Source organism: Haloferax sp. AS1, assembly GCF_014530665.1.
In the GTDB taxonomy this organism is placed as follows: Archaea; Halobacteriota; Halobacteria; order Halobacteriales; family Haloferacaceae; genus Haloferax; species Haloferax volcanii.
The window spans coordinates 1,631,506-1,647,443 of sequence record NZ_SPSA01000001.1 but is presented as its reverse complement, the minus strand read 5'-3'; the positions used below and the strand labels follow the sequence as shown (position 1 = coordinate 1,647,443).

The following is a 15,938-nucleotide window of genomic DNA, read 5'->3' as shown; positions in this document are numbered from 1 at the left end:
CGTTCGCCGTCGCTCACTCAGTCGTCGGCCGGCGCGGCGGCCCGCGGTGCGGCGAGCGCGTCGAGGCAGTCCAGCCAGTCGCGCATGTGCTCGCCGACGTAGTTGAAGAAGTCGCCGTTGCGGTAGTCGGACCAGTCGCCGTCGGCGAGGGCGTCGGCCATCGCCTCGAAGACGCCGGCGTAGCTGTCGGCGTCCCCGCCGACCGCGTCGACGACTTCCCAGAGGTGCTCGTTGAGTTCGAGACCCGGTACCTCGTTGTTGAGGTCGTCGAACGTCGGCCGCGCGGCCTTGTTGTGCTCGCACAGCGGGTAGCCCGTCACGATGTCTTTCCCGAGCACGTCGGCGGCGCGCTTGAGGAACACGCCCGACCAGATGTCGTCGAAGCGGCCGACCTCCCACTCGTTGTCGTCCATCGGGAGCTGGTAGAACGCCGGGATGACCTCGCGCTCGAACGCGAGGTTCATCGAGCAGACGGTGAGGTACTGCCCCGGTTCGGCGACGAAGTCGCCGTCGAAGTCGTCGAAGTCCGTCCGAGTCTGGGCCTGCCCTTCGAGGTCGCCGTCCATCAGGATGCGGACCGCGTCGAGGTCGGGGACGTTCGTCCACAGCCCCTGCGAGGCCACCACGTCGCGGAGTTCGCGCGTCCCGGTCTCGACCGTCTCGTCCATCGCGGAGTAGGGATACCCGCGGGGGTACAGCCCGTGTTCGTCGGCGTTCTGGTAGAGCACGTTCACCCAGCGCTCGTCGCTCGACACCGACTCCACCTCGTCGGTGCGGTCGAGGTTCGCCATGTGGCGACCGAAGAAGTCCCACTCGTCGTGCGGGAGCGTGTCGTCGTCGATGAAGACGCCGTAGTCGAACTCGGAGTGCGCCCACATGTACAGCAGGCCGAAGCTCGTCTGGGCGTGGCTCGCCGCCGGAACGAGATGCGAGTACTCCGAGATGTCGTGGTCGTCGTACCACTCCTCGCGGGCCGTCCCGTCGAAAACCGCGCCCGAAATCCCCTCGTCGTCCAGCATCGACGCCATCCCCTCGGTGTCGCAGAAGTCCTCGGTCACGAGGAGGACGAACAGCCGGTCGAGGTCGAAACCGTGTGCCCGCGCGTTGTCGAAGTACGCCCGCATGCACTCGTACTCCCGGATAGTCGGGACGATAACACAGATATCCGCGTTCATTGCTCCTATGGATTTAGGCAACCCAAAAATAGCTGTTGGTTCGAAATAGCGGCCCTGAAATGCCGATGTAGTGATAATTACTCCGTCGGGCCGACGAAGGCGGGCGATTCACGCCCGACCGCCCGCTTTAGGCTCGCGTCCCCGTCAGCGACTCCAACAGCAGGACCGCCTCGGCTTTCGCCAGCGGGTCGTTCGCGTTCCCGCACTGCGGCGACTGCACGCAGGAGGGACAGCCGTCCTCGCAGTCGCAGTCCGAAATCAACTCGGCCGTCTGGCGCATCAGCCCCTCGACGATGTCGTAGCCGGCGCGCGTGATGCCGACCCCGCCGGGGTGGCCGTCGTAGATGAAGATGGTCGACTGGTCGGTGTGGGCGTGGTACGGCGTCGAGAGCCCGCCGATGTCGCCGCGGTCACAGAGCAGTCGGAGCGGAAACAGCGAAATCATCCCGTGTTCGGCGGCGTGGATGCCGCCGTTGAAGCCGTAGTCGCGGCCCTCCGCGCGGTCGCTCGATAGCTCGCGCATCTCCGATTCCACGTCGCCGGGCACGGTGAAATACAGCGCCTTCGTCCGCAGGCTCGTCTCCGGGAGGTCGAGTAGCTGCTGGCCGATGGTCGTCCCCCGCTTCGGGTCGCGGCGCTCGAACCCCGTTATCTGCTTTCGCATCGTCACCTCCGCGAACCGGACCTCCACGTCGGACCGCGCCGACAGCGGTTTCGACAGGATGTCCCGCTCGACCGTGATGTGTTTGTCGTGGAGGACGCGGGTGTAGTAGTCCGCCCACGTCGGCCGGAGCCGGGCCACGTCGCGGTCCAAATCCAACTCCGCGACCTCGTACGTCTGGCCCTGATGGTGGTAGACTGCGCCGGGGTGGGCGTCCCGGAGCGCGTCGTCGAACGCCAGCGTAGCGATGGTCTCGTCGTTCCGCGAGTCCATCAGTTGCACCTCGCGGTCGGTGATGGTCCGGAGGCTCATCGCGTGCTGCGGGCTCTCGCCCCCGTCGTGGGTCCACCGGAGGCCGTCGTCCGTCTCCCGGCGCGCCAGCGTCCCGTCGGCTTCGAGGTCGGAGACGATACCGGGGAACGACGCGCCGAACTTCGATTCGTCTTCCGTCGAGAGCCAGTTTTCCGCGGCCGCGCAGGCGACGTGCGAGGGGAGGAGATGGTCGTTTTCCGGGTCGGAGACGGCGCGTTCGGGGTCGCCGTCGAAGAACTCGGCGGGGTGGTTCATGAGGTACTGGTCGAGTTGGTCCTCGCCGCCGACGAGGACGACCAGTGCGGGCCTGTCGCCGCGACCCGCCCGGCCGGCCTGTTGCCACGCGGACATCCGCGTGCCGGGGTAGCCGTCGATGAGCACCACGTCGAGGCCGCCCACGTCGACGCCGAGTTCGAGCGCGTTGGTGCTCCAGACGCCCGCGATGTCGCCGTCGTGGAGGCCGGCCTCTATCTCCCGTCGTCGGTCGTGGGTCAGCGAGGCCTGATACGCCGCCACCTCGCCCGCGAGGTCGTGTTCGCCGCGACTCCGGAGGTCGCTCGCGCTCTCGGAGGCGTACCGCTCGGCGGCCTGTCGGGCGCGGGTGAACGCCAGCGTCTGGTGGCCGCGCGCGACGAGGTCGACGAAGAGGTTCTTCGTCTCGACGTGGCCCGAGCGCCGCCGCCCCGACCCGCCGGCGTCGGGGTTCTCGTACTCCGGGGGGTTCCAGAGGAGCCAGTTGGTCTCGCCGGTCCCGCTCGTGTCCTCGTCCACGAGCGTAAAGGAGTCCTCCCGCTCGCCCGTGATGCGCGCGGCGTGTTCGACGGGGTTGCCGATGGTGGCCGAACAGCAGACGAACTGCGGGTCGGCCCCGAACCGCTCGCAGACGCGCTTGAGTCGGCGGATGAGCAGGGCGACGTGGCTCCCGAACACCCCGCGATAGCCGTGGACTTCGTCGATGACGACCGTCTCCAGCGAGGAGAAGAACCACTCCCACAGCCGGTGGGCGTGCGGGAGCAGCGCGTAGTGAACCATGTCGGGGTTCGAAAGCAGCACCGTCGGCATCCGCTTTCTCACCTCGCGTTTCTCCGATTTCGACAGCCGGCCGGTGTACTGGTCGACCGAGACGCGACTGCCGAAGCCGAGGCCGCGCGCGAGGTCCGACAGCGTGTCGAGTTGGTCGGCGACGAGCGCGTTCTGCGGGCCGAGATAGAGCGTCCGCCCGCCGTGGTCCATCGCCCGCTCGAACGCCGGCACGGTGTACGCGAGGCTCTTGCCGCTCGCGGTCCGCGTCGCCAACACGACGTTGTCCCCGTCGCGGACCGCCTCGACCGCCTCGGCCTGATGCCGGTAGAGCCGGTCGATGCCGCGGTCTTCGAGCGCCGACGCCAACCGCGGTTCGAGGTCCACGCCGGCGAACGCCGGCGCGCGCGCCTCGAACCGGCGGCGGGACCGAATCTGCCCCTCGTAGTACGGTCTGGTCCGAAGCCACTCGATGAGGTCGTCCACACGTCTACTGCGGACGTGGTCGCCCTAACGCTGTCGCAGGCCGTAACTGATAGCACACGGCACGCCCGCCGCGCCGTTTTTGTTCTTCGCGTCCCGACGGAAGATATGAACGAGTCCGCGGCCGCCGTGCTCATCTACGACGGCGAGTGCGCCTACTGTTCCGTCGCCGCGTCGGCGCTGAAGCGCCTCGACGACGTGGAAGCTATCTCGTGGTACGACGACGCGGCGCAGGCGTTTCTCGACGCCCAGTTCGCGGACGTGCCGTTCGCCATGGTCTTCGTCGACCGCCGGGAGGGGCGCGTGTACGCCGGCCGCGCCGCCGCCAAAGAACTCACCGACCGAGCCGGAATGCCCGGACTCCTCGGCAGTCTCGTCCGCGACAACTACGACAGAATCGCCAAGGTCGTCGGCGTCGCCAGCGGCCGCGGCCGCGACCCCGACGACGTCCACAGCGTCTACGACCTCGAACCCGACGCAGCCGCCCTGTTTGCGCCCCTCCTCGACAACGCCGAGCCACGACCCGCCGAACTTTCGTAGCCGGGGCGACGCACTCCGACCGATGACTGAACCGAACCACTCCACCGACGACGCGCCGACGATACACTCCCTCGACCCCGCTGCCCTCGGCACCGACGACGACCCGCTGGCGCTCGGCTCTCGGTCGCCCGTCGGAACCTACGCGCTCGTTTTCGACGCGCCCGAGGCGACCGTCGAGGTCGGCGCGCTGGGCGAACACCGCTTTCCGGCCGGTGCGTACGTCTACGTCGGGAGCGCGTTCGGAACCGGCGGCTTACGCCGCGTCCGCCGCCACCGGCGCGTCGCGGCCGGCGACCACGACGCCCGCCACTGGCACGTCGACTACCTCGGCGGCCATCCGGCCGTCGACCTCGCGCGCGTCGTCTGCGTCACCGACCGCGACGTGGAGTGTGCGGTCGCGACCGAACTCGCGTCGTCGCTCGGTTCGGCCCCAATCGACGGCTTCGGCTCGTCGGACTGTTCGTGCGACGCGCACCTCGCGCGCGGCGACTCGGTCGAGACGGTGACGCCGCTCGTCGAAGCAGCGTTTCGAAGCAAAATGTGAAGGGGAATGTCTTCCCCTTCTGACGTCCGAACCGGACCGGGCACCCCGGTTCGAACGATAAGCCGGTTGTCAGAGGCACCCCGGCGTACCTCCATACTCCGGCTACACGCTTTACTTCACCCATCGCATCACTCACTCAGTCAGTGATTTCGAGTATAAAAACGATTCGTTTGTTTATATGCTGATGGCGGGTTCTCCTGTGACTTAAGTAGTGACACGTTCATGCAGTTCGACATGGTTCGGTCCGAGGTCGCCGGGGTGTTCGACGTGCTCGCGTCGCGGGCCGACGTGCTCGAGGCCGTCGTTCGACAGTCTCGAACGACCGCGGAACTCGCGAGCGACCTCCCGGTGTCGCGGTCGACCGTCGACCGCGGCCTCCGCGAGCTAGAGCGCGCGGGCTTCGTCGAGACGCGCGACGCCGTCCACTACTCGACGCTCGCCGGCCGCATGGCGCTCGAAACGTACTCGCAGTTCGTCGAGTGCTTGGACGACATCGACGCCGCCGCCGCGGTGCTCGACGCGCTCGATTCGGACGCGCCGCTCGCGCCGGTGTTCCTCGACGGCTGCGAGGTCGTCCCCGTCACCGACGGCGGCCCCGGGCCCGCGCTCTCGAAGCTCACGTCCTTCGTCGAGGAGGCGGAGTCGGTCCGCGGGTGCGTCCGGGGAGCGTTCCCCTCGCAGGTCGACGCCTACTATCGGGCCGTCGTCGACGACGGCACGCCGGTCGACATCGTCGCCACCGACGACGTGGTCCAACGCCTCGTCACCGCCTACCGACCGCAACTCGCCGAGGCGTGGTCGGTTGACTCTTTTTCGCTTCGGTCGACCGCGGCGCTTCCGTACGGCCTCGTCGTTTCGGACCTCCCGGATGGCCCCGTCGCGTTCCTGGTCGCGTACTCCGAGCGAGGTCTCGCGGGCGTCATCTACAACGACTCGCGGCCGGCGGTGTCGTGGGCCAGCCGGCGCATCGAAGACTGGCGGTCGGACGCCTCGCCGCTCCCCCGGCCGCCGGGCGACGAACCCTGACGACCCGCCGCCGGCAGCCGATGTTCCCGAGACCCCAACGACTTACGGGGGCGGCCGCGAAGGGGTCCCAATGACGGCAACGTTTCCTGGAATCCCCTATCTGGAGTGGATTGTCGACCGGGTGGACGAGGCCACCCACGACCTCGCGACGAGCGACCTCGGCTCCTCCCGGCGCGGTGACGACCTCGTCCCGCCGGTTCTCGCCGGTCGCTCAGACCCCGAAGACGCGACGCTCAGCGGTCAGCTCGCTGCGCGCTACGGCGTCTCCGAGTCGTCGGTCCTCGTCACCGCGGGCGCGACGAACGCGAACTTCCTCGCCGCCTGCGCGCTTCTCGAACTTGCGTCCGGCGACGACGAAGACGGCGACGACGACTCCGACGCCTCGCGCCCGCAGGTGCTCGTGGAAAAGCCCGGCTACCAGCCGCTCGTGGCCACGTCGGAGGCGCTCGGCGCGCGCGTCGACCGTTTCGTCCGGCCGCCGGAGTACGACTACGAACTCGAACCGCACCGCCTCGACGGGGCGTCGACCGACGACTTCGCCTACGCCATCGTCACTAACCGCCACAACCCGTCGGGGAAACTCACGCCGCGCGCCGAACTCGCCGAAGTCGCGTCGGCCGCGGCCGCCGCCGGCGGTTACCTCCTCGTCGACGAGGTGTACGCGCCCTTCGTCGACCCCGCCGCCGACGGTCCCTTCGGCGGCACCACGGCGTCCGGCCTCGACAACACCGTCGTCACCGGGTCGCTGACGAAGTTCTACGGTCTCGGCGGCCTCCGCGTCGGCTGGATTATCGGCCCCGAGGAGGTCGTCGAGCGCGCCCGCTCGGCGTCGATGTACCTGCCCGCGGTCGCCGAGCCGAGCACCAAACTCGCCCGGCGCGCGCTCCACCACGGCGACGAGATAGAGGCCGCCGCCCGCGAACACCTCTCGGCCAACCACGACCTGCTGGCGACGTTCGTCGCTGACCGCGACGAACTCGACGGGCGCATCCACGCCGGCGGGACGTTCGCCTTCCTCGACCACGCCACTGCCGACGGCGACGCGGTCGTCGACGCCGCGTGGGACCGCGGCGTCCTCGTCGTTCCCGGCCGATTTTTCGACGCGCCGGAGTCGTTCCGCATCTCGCTGGGCGGCGCCCCCGAGGCGATGGAAACCGGCCTCGAAGCCTTCGGTGACGCGCTCGACGACCTCGACGAGTAACGCGGCGTTTCTTACTGTTCGGTCTTCTCGATGAGCGGGTGTTGGAGGTAGTCGTTGACCTCCACGTCAGCGAGCGACCGGAGGCCCCCGACGCGAGCCATCCGGCGCAGGCCCAACTCGTCGACGTCCTCCGGCGAGACCGTGAGCACGTGCGCGAGCATCCGGTCGATATCGAGTCGCCTCGCGGCCATCGCCCGGTGGTGACCGTCGACGAGCAGCGTCTCGGAGCCGTGAGAGACGACGATGAGCGGCTCCGCGAGCCCGTTTTGGAGTTCGTACTTCCGGCCTTCGAGCTCGTCGCCGTACACCTCCCGCTGGGTCGGAATCAGCGAGCCGACCTCGACTTCCCGCTCGCCGACGCCGATGGACGTGTCGTGGGTCCGTTCGAGCATCTCGCGGGTGCTCTGGACCTTCGAGGGCGTCGTCCGCTCGATTTGGCTCCGCACCGCGTCGCCGTTCGAAAACAGGCCGAGCAGCACTCGGTCGTCGTCGACGACGGGCAGGAACTGGTGGCCGGTGCGGAAGATGACGCGCGCGGCGTTCTTCACCGTCATCTCCGGGCGGACGACCACGAGGTCGCGGCTCATCACCGACTCGACACGCACGTCGCCGTGGACTTCCAAGAGGTCTATCGCGCCGACGAACCCGAGGAGGTGGTCTTCGTCGTCGACGACCGGGAGCCCGCCGTACTGCGGTCCCGCTTTGAGTCGGTCGACCACGTCCGTGACCCACGCGTCGGGCCCGACCGTCTCCACGCCGGTCGTCATGTACGCGTCGACGCGCACGTCGTCGAGTTCCATCGGTGTCATGGCTGGTTCCCTCGCATCTCGGTCGTTCCGCGGTTGGCCGCCGAGCGTCCTAAACGTATCTGCGGCGAAAAACGAGGGAAGACTGCGACCCGCGTCGCGTCCGAGTCGGGCCCGCAGTGCCGCGCCGTCGGAGCGTCGCCTACGCGTCGCCTACGCGTCGATGGCGCGCGCGAGCACCTCGACGGGGTGCGGCGGGTCGTCGGTCGCGCCGTCCATGTCTTCGAGTTGCGTCCGACACGACGCGCCGGGGGCGACGACCACGTCGCCGGGGCTCTCGGCCACTTGGCCTTCGAGGATGTCCCCGATGGCCTTCGACATGGAGTAGTGTTCGGCCTCGTAGCCGAACGACCCGGACATCCCGCAGCACGTCGAGTCCAGCGGGTCCACCTCGAAGCCGGCGCGGCGGAGGACGCCCACCGCGTGGTGGTCCTTCTTCGTGGACTTCTGGTGGCAGTGGCCGTGGTACGTCAGGGAGTCGTCCTGCGGGCGGAACGACAGCGACTCGTCCAGCCGGAACGCGTCGACGTACTCCATGACGCCGTAGGCGTTGGCCGAAACGGCCTCCACGTCGTCGCCGGAGAGCAGGTCGAGGTAGTCCGACTGGAACATCACCGCGTCGGAGGGCTCACAGAGGACGATGTCCCAGCCCTCTTCGACGGACGGTGCGAGCGCCTCGACGTTCTGCTCGGCGTCGGCGCGGGCCTTGTCGAGAAAGCCCTTCGAGTGCGGCGGCCGGCCGGAGCCGGCGACGCCGTCCGGAATCCGGACGTGGACGTTCGCGGCCTCCAGCGCCTTCACGGCGGCCTTGCCGACCTCGGGGTGGTTGTAGTTCGTGTAGGTGTCGGGGAACAACAGCGCCTTGCGGTCGGCCTCGGCCTTCGGGACGCCGGCTCCTCCGCGGCTCTCGAACCAGTCGACGAAGCTCGTCGAGTGGAACGTCGGGAGCGAGCGCTCCTTGGCGATACCGACGGTCTTCTCCATGACCGTCCGCGCGCCCGGAACTTTCGTCGCCGCGTTGGCGAGCGGGGCGAACGCCGACCCGAGTTTGGAAAGCGAGTCGATGTTGGCGAACAGTTTGTCGCGGAGGCTGGAGCCGTTGCGCTGGTGGTACTCGTGGACGACCTCGGCTTTCATCTTCGCCATGTCGACCTCGCTCGGGCAGTCCTTCGAACAGCCCTTACAGCCGACACAGAGGTCGAGCACCTCGTCGACGAACTCGTCGGTGAACATCTCGTCTTCCGGGAGCCCGCCGCTCATGGCCTGCCGGAGCATGTTGGCGCGGCCGCGAGTCGCCTGAATCTCCTCTTCGGCGGCGCGGAACGTCGGGCACATGACCCCGCCGACCGTGGACTGCTGGCCGCGACAGCCGGCACAGCCGTGGCAGAGTTCGACCATGCCCTCGAACCCGTTGTCGTTGTCCCAGTTCAGCGCCGGTTCGAAGCCGGCGTCGAACTCGTAGTCGGGCGAAAACCGGAGGTTCTCGGTCATGTCGTAGTCGCCGCAGATGTTCCCCGGATTCAGGAGCCAGTCGGGGTCGAACGCGGTCTTGAGGTCGCGGAAGACGTTCCAGAGGTGGTCGCCGTACAGCTTGCGGTTCCACTGGGTCCGCGCGCGGCCGTCGCCGTGTTCGCCCGAGACGGAGCCGCCGTACTTGACGACCAAGTCCGTCACCTCGTCGGCGATGGCCTCGAACGTCTCGACGCCCTCGGCGGTCTTCGTGTTGACCAGCGGGCGGATGTGCAGGACGCCCGGCCCCGCGTGGGCGTAGTACGACGCGAAGGTGTCGTGTTCGTCGAGGATGTCTTGGAAGTCAGAGACGTACGCCGGAAGGTTCTCGGCGGGGATGGCAGTGTCCTCGATGTACGCGATGTGCTTCTCGTCGGTCGTCCGCGAGAGGAGAATCGGCAGCCCCGACTTGCGCATCTTCCAGAACTTCGCGCGGGTGTCGGCGTCGTGGGCCTCCATGAAGTCGGTCGCGCGGCGTTCCGTTTCGGTCACCGAGGCCGAGCCCTCGTCGGGGGTGAACTCGGTCCCGTCGGGGTCGATGACGCGGTCTTCGATGAGGTTCGCCACCTTCTGTTTGCCCGCCTCGTCGGAGTCGGCGTAGAACTCCACGAGGAGCGTCGAGTCCGTCCCCTCGGGGAGCATCCCGACCACGTCCGCGAACTCGGCGGTGTCCCGAGCGAGGTCGAGCAGCACGTCGTCCATCACCTCGACGGCCGCGGGTTCGTGTTCGAGGATGGGCGCGACGTCGTGCATCGCGTCGATGACGTCGTCGTAGGTGAGAAGCGCCACCGACGCGGTGTTCGGAATCTCCTCCAGCGAGACGGTCGCCTTCGTCACGATGCCGAGGGTGCCCTCGCTCCCGGCGATGAGCCGACCGAGGTTGACGCGGCCGGCCTCCCAGTCCTCGTCGATGCCGGTATCGTCCGGCGTGCGGCGCTCGCCGCGCATCTCGTCGACGAGCATGTCGAGGTTGTAGCCCGAGACGTTGCGCTTCAGGTCGGGGAAGCGCTCGGAAATCTCGTCGGCCTCCTCGTCGAGTATCCGCGCGACTTCGGCGTAAACGCGCGCTTCGAGGTCGCCGTCGGGGTCGCCGGACTCGCGGAGTTCGTCGACGCTCACTTCTCCGAACGTCGTCACCGTGCCGTCCGCGAGGACGAGTTCCAACTCCTCGATGTAGTAGTCGGTCTTGCCGTACTTCAGCGAGTGCGAGCCGGTGGAGTTGTTGCCGATTGCGCCGCCGAGTGCGGAGCGGTCGCCCCACGCCGGGTCTGGCGCGAACTTCAGGCCGTGGGGGGCGAGCTCCTCGTTGAGTTCGCCGAGGCGGACGCCCGCTTCGGCCGTGGCCGTCCGCGCTTCGGGGTCGATTTCCTCGACGCCGCCCATGTGGCGGACGAGGTCGAGGACGACGGCCTCGCTGACGGTCTGGCCGGCGAGGCTCGTGCCGCCGCCGCGGGGGAGGACGGGAATCTCGCGGTCGGCGCAGTACTCCATCACCGCCGCCACGTCGGCCGTCGAGGTCGGCATGACGACGCCGATGGGGACTTGCTCGTAGGCCGACGCGTCGGTCGCGTACAGCGTTCTCGTGTAGGTGTCGAAGCGCACGTCGCCCTCGACGAGGGATTCGAGGTCTTCGACCAGCCCCGGCCGCTCGACGTCGTCGCTGACGTAGTCGTAATCGCCAGCGAGCGCGGGGTCGGTGGCCGGTTCGTGCGTGTTGGATGCCATTGATTAGCTCTGTCGTATGTCGGTTTGCGTGAACGGATAAAGACACCCGGTGACGGGCGTCGCTCCGGGTCGCGCGCGGGTGGTTTGCGAGTCGATTCGCGGCCCGAATCGAGTCGAGTCGGGCCGAGGCAAGTCGGCCCGAGTCACGTCTGGTCGGTTCGGACCGAGGTAGCTCAGCCGAACCGAGTCAGGTCGGGCCGGGTCGAAAGCGCCGACCGGTCAGAACACGCCCGGGAACAGCACGTAGCTGAACAGGAGCGTGAGGACGCCGGTCGCGGTCCCGTAGTACAGAAGCGGGATGAGTTCGAGGCGGATGACGCGGCCCTCCTCGCCGACGAGGCCGACGACCGCGAGCGCGGCGACGACGTTGTGGACGGCGATGAGGTTGCCGATGGCCCCGCCGACCGCCTGCGCGCCCAGCATGACGGTCTTCGGCGTGCCGATTTGGTCAGCGACGCCGTACTGGAAGGTGCCGAACAGGATGTCGGAGACGGTGTTCGACCCCGCGAGGAACGCGCCGAACGCGCCCACGAAGGCGGCGAAGAACGGGTAGACGCCGCCCGCGATGCCGGCCATGCCCTCCGAGAGGACGATGAGCATGCTGTCGGTGCCCGTGGCGTTCCCCGACTGGAGCATGATTTGGACGGTCGCGACCGCGAACAACAGCGCGACGACCGCCGGAGTGACTTTCTCGACGGTCTCCGCCCACGTCGCTTTGACCTGTCTCGCGTCCATGTCGTGGAGGCCGATGGTGACGGCGTGGACCACGAGGAACACCGCGCCGGGCAGGTAGAGCAGTTGGAAGTCGCCGGCCAACTCCGTACCCCAGATGTCCGCGTACTCGAAGACGAGATTCGACGTGAGGAAGCTCGTCAGCGGGTCGAACACGCGGGTGACGACGAGGAGCGCCGCGACGAGGACGTACGGCGTCCACGCCTTCCACAGCGACATCTGCTGGACGGCTCCGCCGTCGGCGGCGACCGCGCCGCCGCGCTGGCTCGTCTCGCCGGGTTGGATGTCACCGACCCAGTGGTCTGGCCACTCGGTCTGCGGCGCGAAGTCCCACTCCTCGTCGGGGTGGAAGAAGCCGGCTTTGAGCGCGGAGACGGTGAGGAGCAGTCCGACCATCGCGCCGACGAGGCCGGGGAACACCGGGCCGAGGAAGTAGGCCGTCAGGAAGTACGGCACCGAGAAGGACGCCCACGCGAACAGCGTGAGGGGCAGCACTTCGAGCGCCGGCTTGATGGAGCGCTCCTCGCCGAAGAAGCGCGTCATCATGGCGACGCCGATGAAGGGGAGCACGACGCCGACGACGACGTGGTTCATCGCCGCGAAGACGGCGATTTCGGAGACCCACTGTTCGACGCCCATGCCCTGCGCGTCGAGCGCGTTCGTGATGACCGGCACGTCGTCGAAGATGTCTATCATCCCGATGATGAGCGGCGTGCCGACCGCGCCGAAGGTGATGGCCATGAGGTTCCCCGTCAGCGCGACCACGACGGCCGCGAGCGGTGGGAAGCCGAGGCCCACGAGGAGCGGGCCGACGATTGCCGCGGGCGTGCCGAAGCCGGCGGCCGCCTCGATGAACGAGCCCATGAGGAACACGAGCAGGACGACCTGTACGCGGCGGTCCTCGCTGATGGAGGCGAAGCCGTTGTTGATGGCGTCGAACGCGCCCGTCTGCTTGAGCGTGTACAGGAGCAGAATCGCGCCGAAGACGATGTACAGGATGTTCGAGGCGGTGATGAAGCCGTTGATGGTCGAGGCGATAATCCACTGCGGCGTCATGCCCCAGCCGAGGACGCCGGCTCCGATTGCGACGACCCACGCGACGGGCATCGCCCGCGTCGCGGGCCAGTACCGCCCGACCATCAGATAGGCGATGGTGATGAGCGGGAGCAGTGCGATGAGCGCGTTCGTCGCGCTAACCATGCCGCACACCTCCGCAGTTCGTTCCAGCCTGTGCCGTTCCAGATTCGTGCCTGATGCGGTGCATCGTGGCATCCGCTACACAACTTTTGTGATATATATCTATCGTTCGTCGCTATTCATGGCATATCGGTTGGGGCCGCCTTACTCGGAGTACACAACCCGGTACACTCGTGGATATTCGGTCAAATACGCGGTTAAACGCCGAATCCGTGTTCTACATGGTCTATCCTGTCGGTTCGCGTTCGGAGTCGATTTTGGGAAACCGATTCTCGAAATAGCCACTACATACGTGTTTCACGGTTACAACACACGAATGAACTGGTAATTCACTCGTGTGTAAAGGCTTATGCAGTCGTGTGAAAAGGGATTCTCATGGGCGATGAGTCTCGCGCGCGCTCTCGGAACGAGCACGGACAGTACGTGGGACGCATCTCGCTGGACGCCGTCTTGGAGGTGTTCGAGGCGCGCGACGACGCCGCTCGCCCCCTGACCGCCACCGACGTGATGGAGGCGCTCGACTGCTCGCGGCGTACCGCGCACAACAAACTGAACGAACTCGAAGCACGCGGCGACCTCGCGACCCGGAAAGTCGGCGCTCGGAGCCGGGTGTTCTGGATTCCGATGCCCGCCCGCGGGGAGCCGACTGCGGGGCGGGCCGCCGACTCGACTGACTCGGCTTCGACCGCCGAAACCGCGGCCACGGACGAGGTGGAGGCCGACGGTTCTGACGACCTCGACCACCCGCCCGCCGTCTCGTCGGCCATCGAGCGCGCCGACCTGCCGGGGAGCGGCCCGATGCTCGACGCTCGCCGCGAGGCGCTGTCGGCGGCGTACCAGTACCTCACCGACCACCCGGAGGCGAAGAAGGCGGATTTCCTGCGGGACGTGTACCACGACTACCCCGCCGGCTTCGAGTCCGCCGAGGGCTGGTGGAACGCGATTCAGCCGGCGCTCAAGCAACTGCCCGGCGTCGACCCGCCGGAAGAGCGCGGCCACATCTGGCACTTCCTCGGCGGGTAGTCCGGTTTTCGAACGCGACAGCCACCCTACGAATTTATACACCATCGGGCCACAATTCCGGCAAACGCATCGATGTCAAGCGATTCGCCGTCCGATAGTGTCGTTCCGGGGGGTCTCGTCTCGTGAGCGACGGTCGCCCCGGTTCCGACGCCGACGGGTCCGCGCGGTCGGACGCGCTCGACGACTCGGACGACTCGGACGAGTCTAACACGCACCCCTCGGCGTCCGCGCCCTCGACGGAGCCGAGCGTCGCCGGCGGCGACGACGTCTACGCCTCCGAAGTCGAGGGAAAACAGTACCGCGGGACGTGGTATCTCCCGCTTCGCTACGAGGAGTTGGAGGAGTCCGACGACTCGGACGACTACCCCGAATCGGGCGAAGGCGGGTCGTTCCGCCTCGCTGACCTCCCGCGCGTCCCGCGGGTCGGCCACGTCGTCGGCCCCTCGGCCATCATGCTCGGGGCGTCGCTCGGGAGCGGCGAGACGCTCTTTTGGCCGGTGTTGACCGCGCAGTACGGTTGGGCGGTGTTCTGGGCGTTCGTCGTCGGCGTCTTCACGCAGTTCCTCATCAACACGGAGCTTCAGCGCTGGACGCTCGCCACCGGCGAGAGCATCTTCCGCGCGTTCGCACGCGTGGGGTCGTACTGGCCGTGGGCGTTCCTCGTCGGCGGGCTCATCAGCCTCGGCTGGCCCGGGTGGGCCGCCGGCGCGGCGCAGGTCGCCACGACGGCGCTCGGACTCGACGGGACGGTGGCGCTGTTCGGCGCGTCGCTCGCGACGTGGAAACTCGTCGCCGCCGCCCTCATGGGCGTCATCTGGCTCTCGTACCAGGTGTCGTCGGTCATGTACAACGCCGTCGAGGTGTTCCAAATCGGCCTCCTGTTCGTCGCCATCGGCGCGGCCCTGCTCCTCGTCGCCGTTACCGGCTCGTGGGTCGAGTTCGCTGACCTCCCCGCGGCCGCGGGGTCGGTCGGAACGCTCCCCGAGGGGCTGGACATCGCGGTCTTCCTCGGCGGCCTCGCCTTCGCCGGCGCGGGCGGCTATCTGAACCTCTCCCAGAGCCTCTGGATGCGGGAGAAGGGCTACGGCATGGGCAACTATCAGGGGCGCGTGAAGAACCCGCTCCGCGGCGACGACCCCGAACCCATCGAGCGCGACGGCTTCGCGTTCCGCCCGACGCTAACGAACCTCCGCCGCTGGCGCGGCTGGTGGCGCGTCGTTCAACTCGAACACCTGCTCACGTTCGCGTTCGGCCTGCTCCTCGTCGCCCCCGCGCTGATGAGCGTCGCCATGCGCTACGCCTCGGGGTCGACCGCCAACGCCATCCAGATGTGGCTCGGCGACGTCGTCCCGCTTTTAGGCCCGGTCGGCTCGTTTCTCGTCTTCGCCGTCCTCTTCGTCGCGCTGTTTACCACCGAGTACGCCATCGTCGAGTCGTTCGTCCGCAACAGCGCCGACGCCCTCTACGAGTCCTACGGCCGCGAGGCCGGCTGGGACCTCCCGAAACTGTTCTGGCGGCTCCTCACCGCTTTCTGCGTCTGGGGCGTCGTCATCATCCTCCTGTTTAGCTCGCCGTTCGAGGGCCAAGAGCCGTTTTTCTTCCTCGTCGTCGGGGCCGCGATGTCCGGTGTGATGATGTGGCCCTACACCGCGCTCGTCCTCGTGATGAACACGACGCGGCTCCCCGAACACGTCCAGCCCGGCTGGGCGCGCGTCGTCGGCATGTGGTGGGCGACGGGCTTCTACGGCTACTTCAGCGTCCTCCTCATCGGGACGTGGCTCAACGGCCTCGGGGTCGCGACGTTCCGAACGGTCCCGACGGTCATCGGGAGCGGGACCGGCGGCTACCTCCTCTGGGCGGGCTACTTCGCCGTGCAGGCCTACGCGGTGGCGAAGTCCGCCGCCGGAAAGCGCGGGGCGGCCGGCACGGTCGCCGACGCGGACGAGGCGGTCGGCCGGTTCTCCTGACTTCTATCCTTCATAAT

General features: G+C 67.9%; 11 protein-coding genes. 6 read left to right on the top strand and 5 right to left on the bottom strand.

From position 1 onward, the window contains the following. Positions 1 to 17: 17 nt before the first annotated feature. Positions 18 to 1,175 carry an alpha-1 4-glucan-protein synthase gene (locus tag E4P24_RS08805; RefSeq protein WP_115859751.1) on the bottom strand — a complete coding sequence of 386 codons (1,158 nt, stop codon included), beginning with the start codon at positions 1,173 to 1,175 and terminating at the stop codon, positions 18 to 20. 127 nt (positions 1,176 to 1,302) lie between these two features. Next, on the bottom strand, positions 1,303 to 3,654 hold the full coding sequence (locus E4P24_RS08800; protein ID WP_188148372.1) for a DEAD/DEAH box helicase: 2,352 nt from the start codon (positions 3,652 to 3,654) through the stop codon (positions 1,303 to 1,305). 105 nt (positions 3,655 to 3,759) lie between these two features. On the opposite strand from E4P24_RS08800, the gene E4P24_RS08795 reads away from it, so the two are divergent. The 4 genes from E4P24_RS08795 to E4P24_RS08780 all read left to right on the top strand — a co-directional run bounded on the left by E4P24_RS08795 (position 3,760) and on the right by E4P24_RS08780 (position 6,962). Then, positions 3,760 to 4,191 carry a DCC1-like thiol-disulfide oxidoreductase family protein gene (locus E4P24_RS08795; RefSeq protein ID WP_006600215.1) on the top strand — a complete coding sequence of 144 codons (432 nt, stop codon included), beginning with the start codon at positions 3,760 to 3,762 and terminating at the stop codon, positions 4,189 to 4,191. A gap of 22 nt (positions 4,192 to 4,213) precedes the next feature. Next, positions 4,214 to 4,735: a DUF123 domain-containing protein gene (locus E4P24_RS08790; RefSeq protein WP_004063134.1), complete on the top strand. Its 522-nt coding sequence runs from the start codon at positions 4,214 to 4,216 to the stop codon at positions 4,733 to 4,735. A gap of 222 nt (positions 4,736 to 4,957) precedes the next feature. Beyond that, positions 4,958 to 5,761, top strand: coding sequence for a winged helix-turn-helix domain-containing protein (locus E4P24_RS08785; RefSeq protein WP_115802692.1), 804 nt, complete (start codon positions 4,958 to 4,960; stop codon positions 5,759 to 5,761). Between the two features lie 70 nt (positions 5,762 to 5,831). Next, complete coding sequence (locus E4P24_RS08780; protein WP_188148371.1) at positions 5,832 to 6,962, top strand: pyridoxal phosphate-dependent aminotransferase; 1,131 nt, start codon at positions 5,832 to 5,834, stop codon at positions 6,960 to 6,962. 11 nt (positions 6,963 to 6,973) lie between these two features. Here E4P24_RS08780 and E4P24_RS08775 read toward each other — a convergent pair whose 3' ends face one another. The 3 genes from E4P24_RS08775 to E4P24_RS08765 form a co-directional block, all read right to left on the bottom strand. Further along, a complete protein-coding gene (locus E4P24_RS08775; RefSeq protein WP_004041587.1) occupies positions 6,974 to 7,762 on the bottom strand; it encodes a CBS domain-containing protein in 789 nt (262 codons plus the stop codon). A gap of 159 nt (positions 7,763 to 7,921) precedes the next feature. Next, complete coding sequence (locus tag E4P24_RS08770; protein ID WP_188148370.1) at positions 7,922 to 11,002, bottom strand: FAD-binding and (Fe-S)-binding domain-containing protein; 3,081 nt, start codon at positions 11,000 to 11,002, stop codon at positions 7,922 to 7,924. A gap of 219 nt (positions 11,003 to 11,221) precedes the next feature. Further along, positions 11,222 to 12,934 carry an L-lactate permease gene (locus E4P24_RS08765; RefSeq protein ID WP_115802689.1) on the bottom strand — a complete coding sequence of 571 codons (1,713 nt, stop codon included), beginning with the start codon at positions 12,932 to 12,934 and terminating at the stop codon, positions 11,222 to 11,224. 372 nt (positions 12,935 to 13,306) lie between these two features. Between E4P24_RS08765 and E4P24_RS08760 the strand changes: the two genes are divergently transcribed. Together E4P24_RS08760 and E4P24_RS08755 are read left to right on the top strand one after the other, a co-directional pair. After that, on the top strand, positions 13,307 to 13,954 hold the full coding sequence (locus tag E4P24_RS08760; RefSeq protein ID WP_115802688.1) for a helix-turn-helix domain-containing protein: 648 nt from the start codon (positions 13,307 to 13,309) through the stop codon (positions 13,952 to 13,954). A 122-nt stretch (positions 13,955 to 14,076) separates the two neighbouring features. After that, positions 14,077 to 15,921 (top strand): Nramp family divalent metal transporter, encoded by a 1,845-nt coding sequence (locus E4P24_RS08755; RefSeq protein WP_188148369.1) that lies wholly within the window; start codon positions 14,077 to 14,079, stop codon positions 15,919 to 15,921. Positions 15,922 to 15,938: the final 17 nt, after the last annotated feature.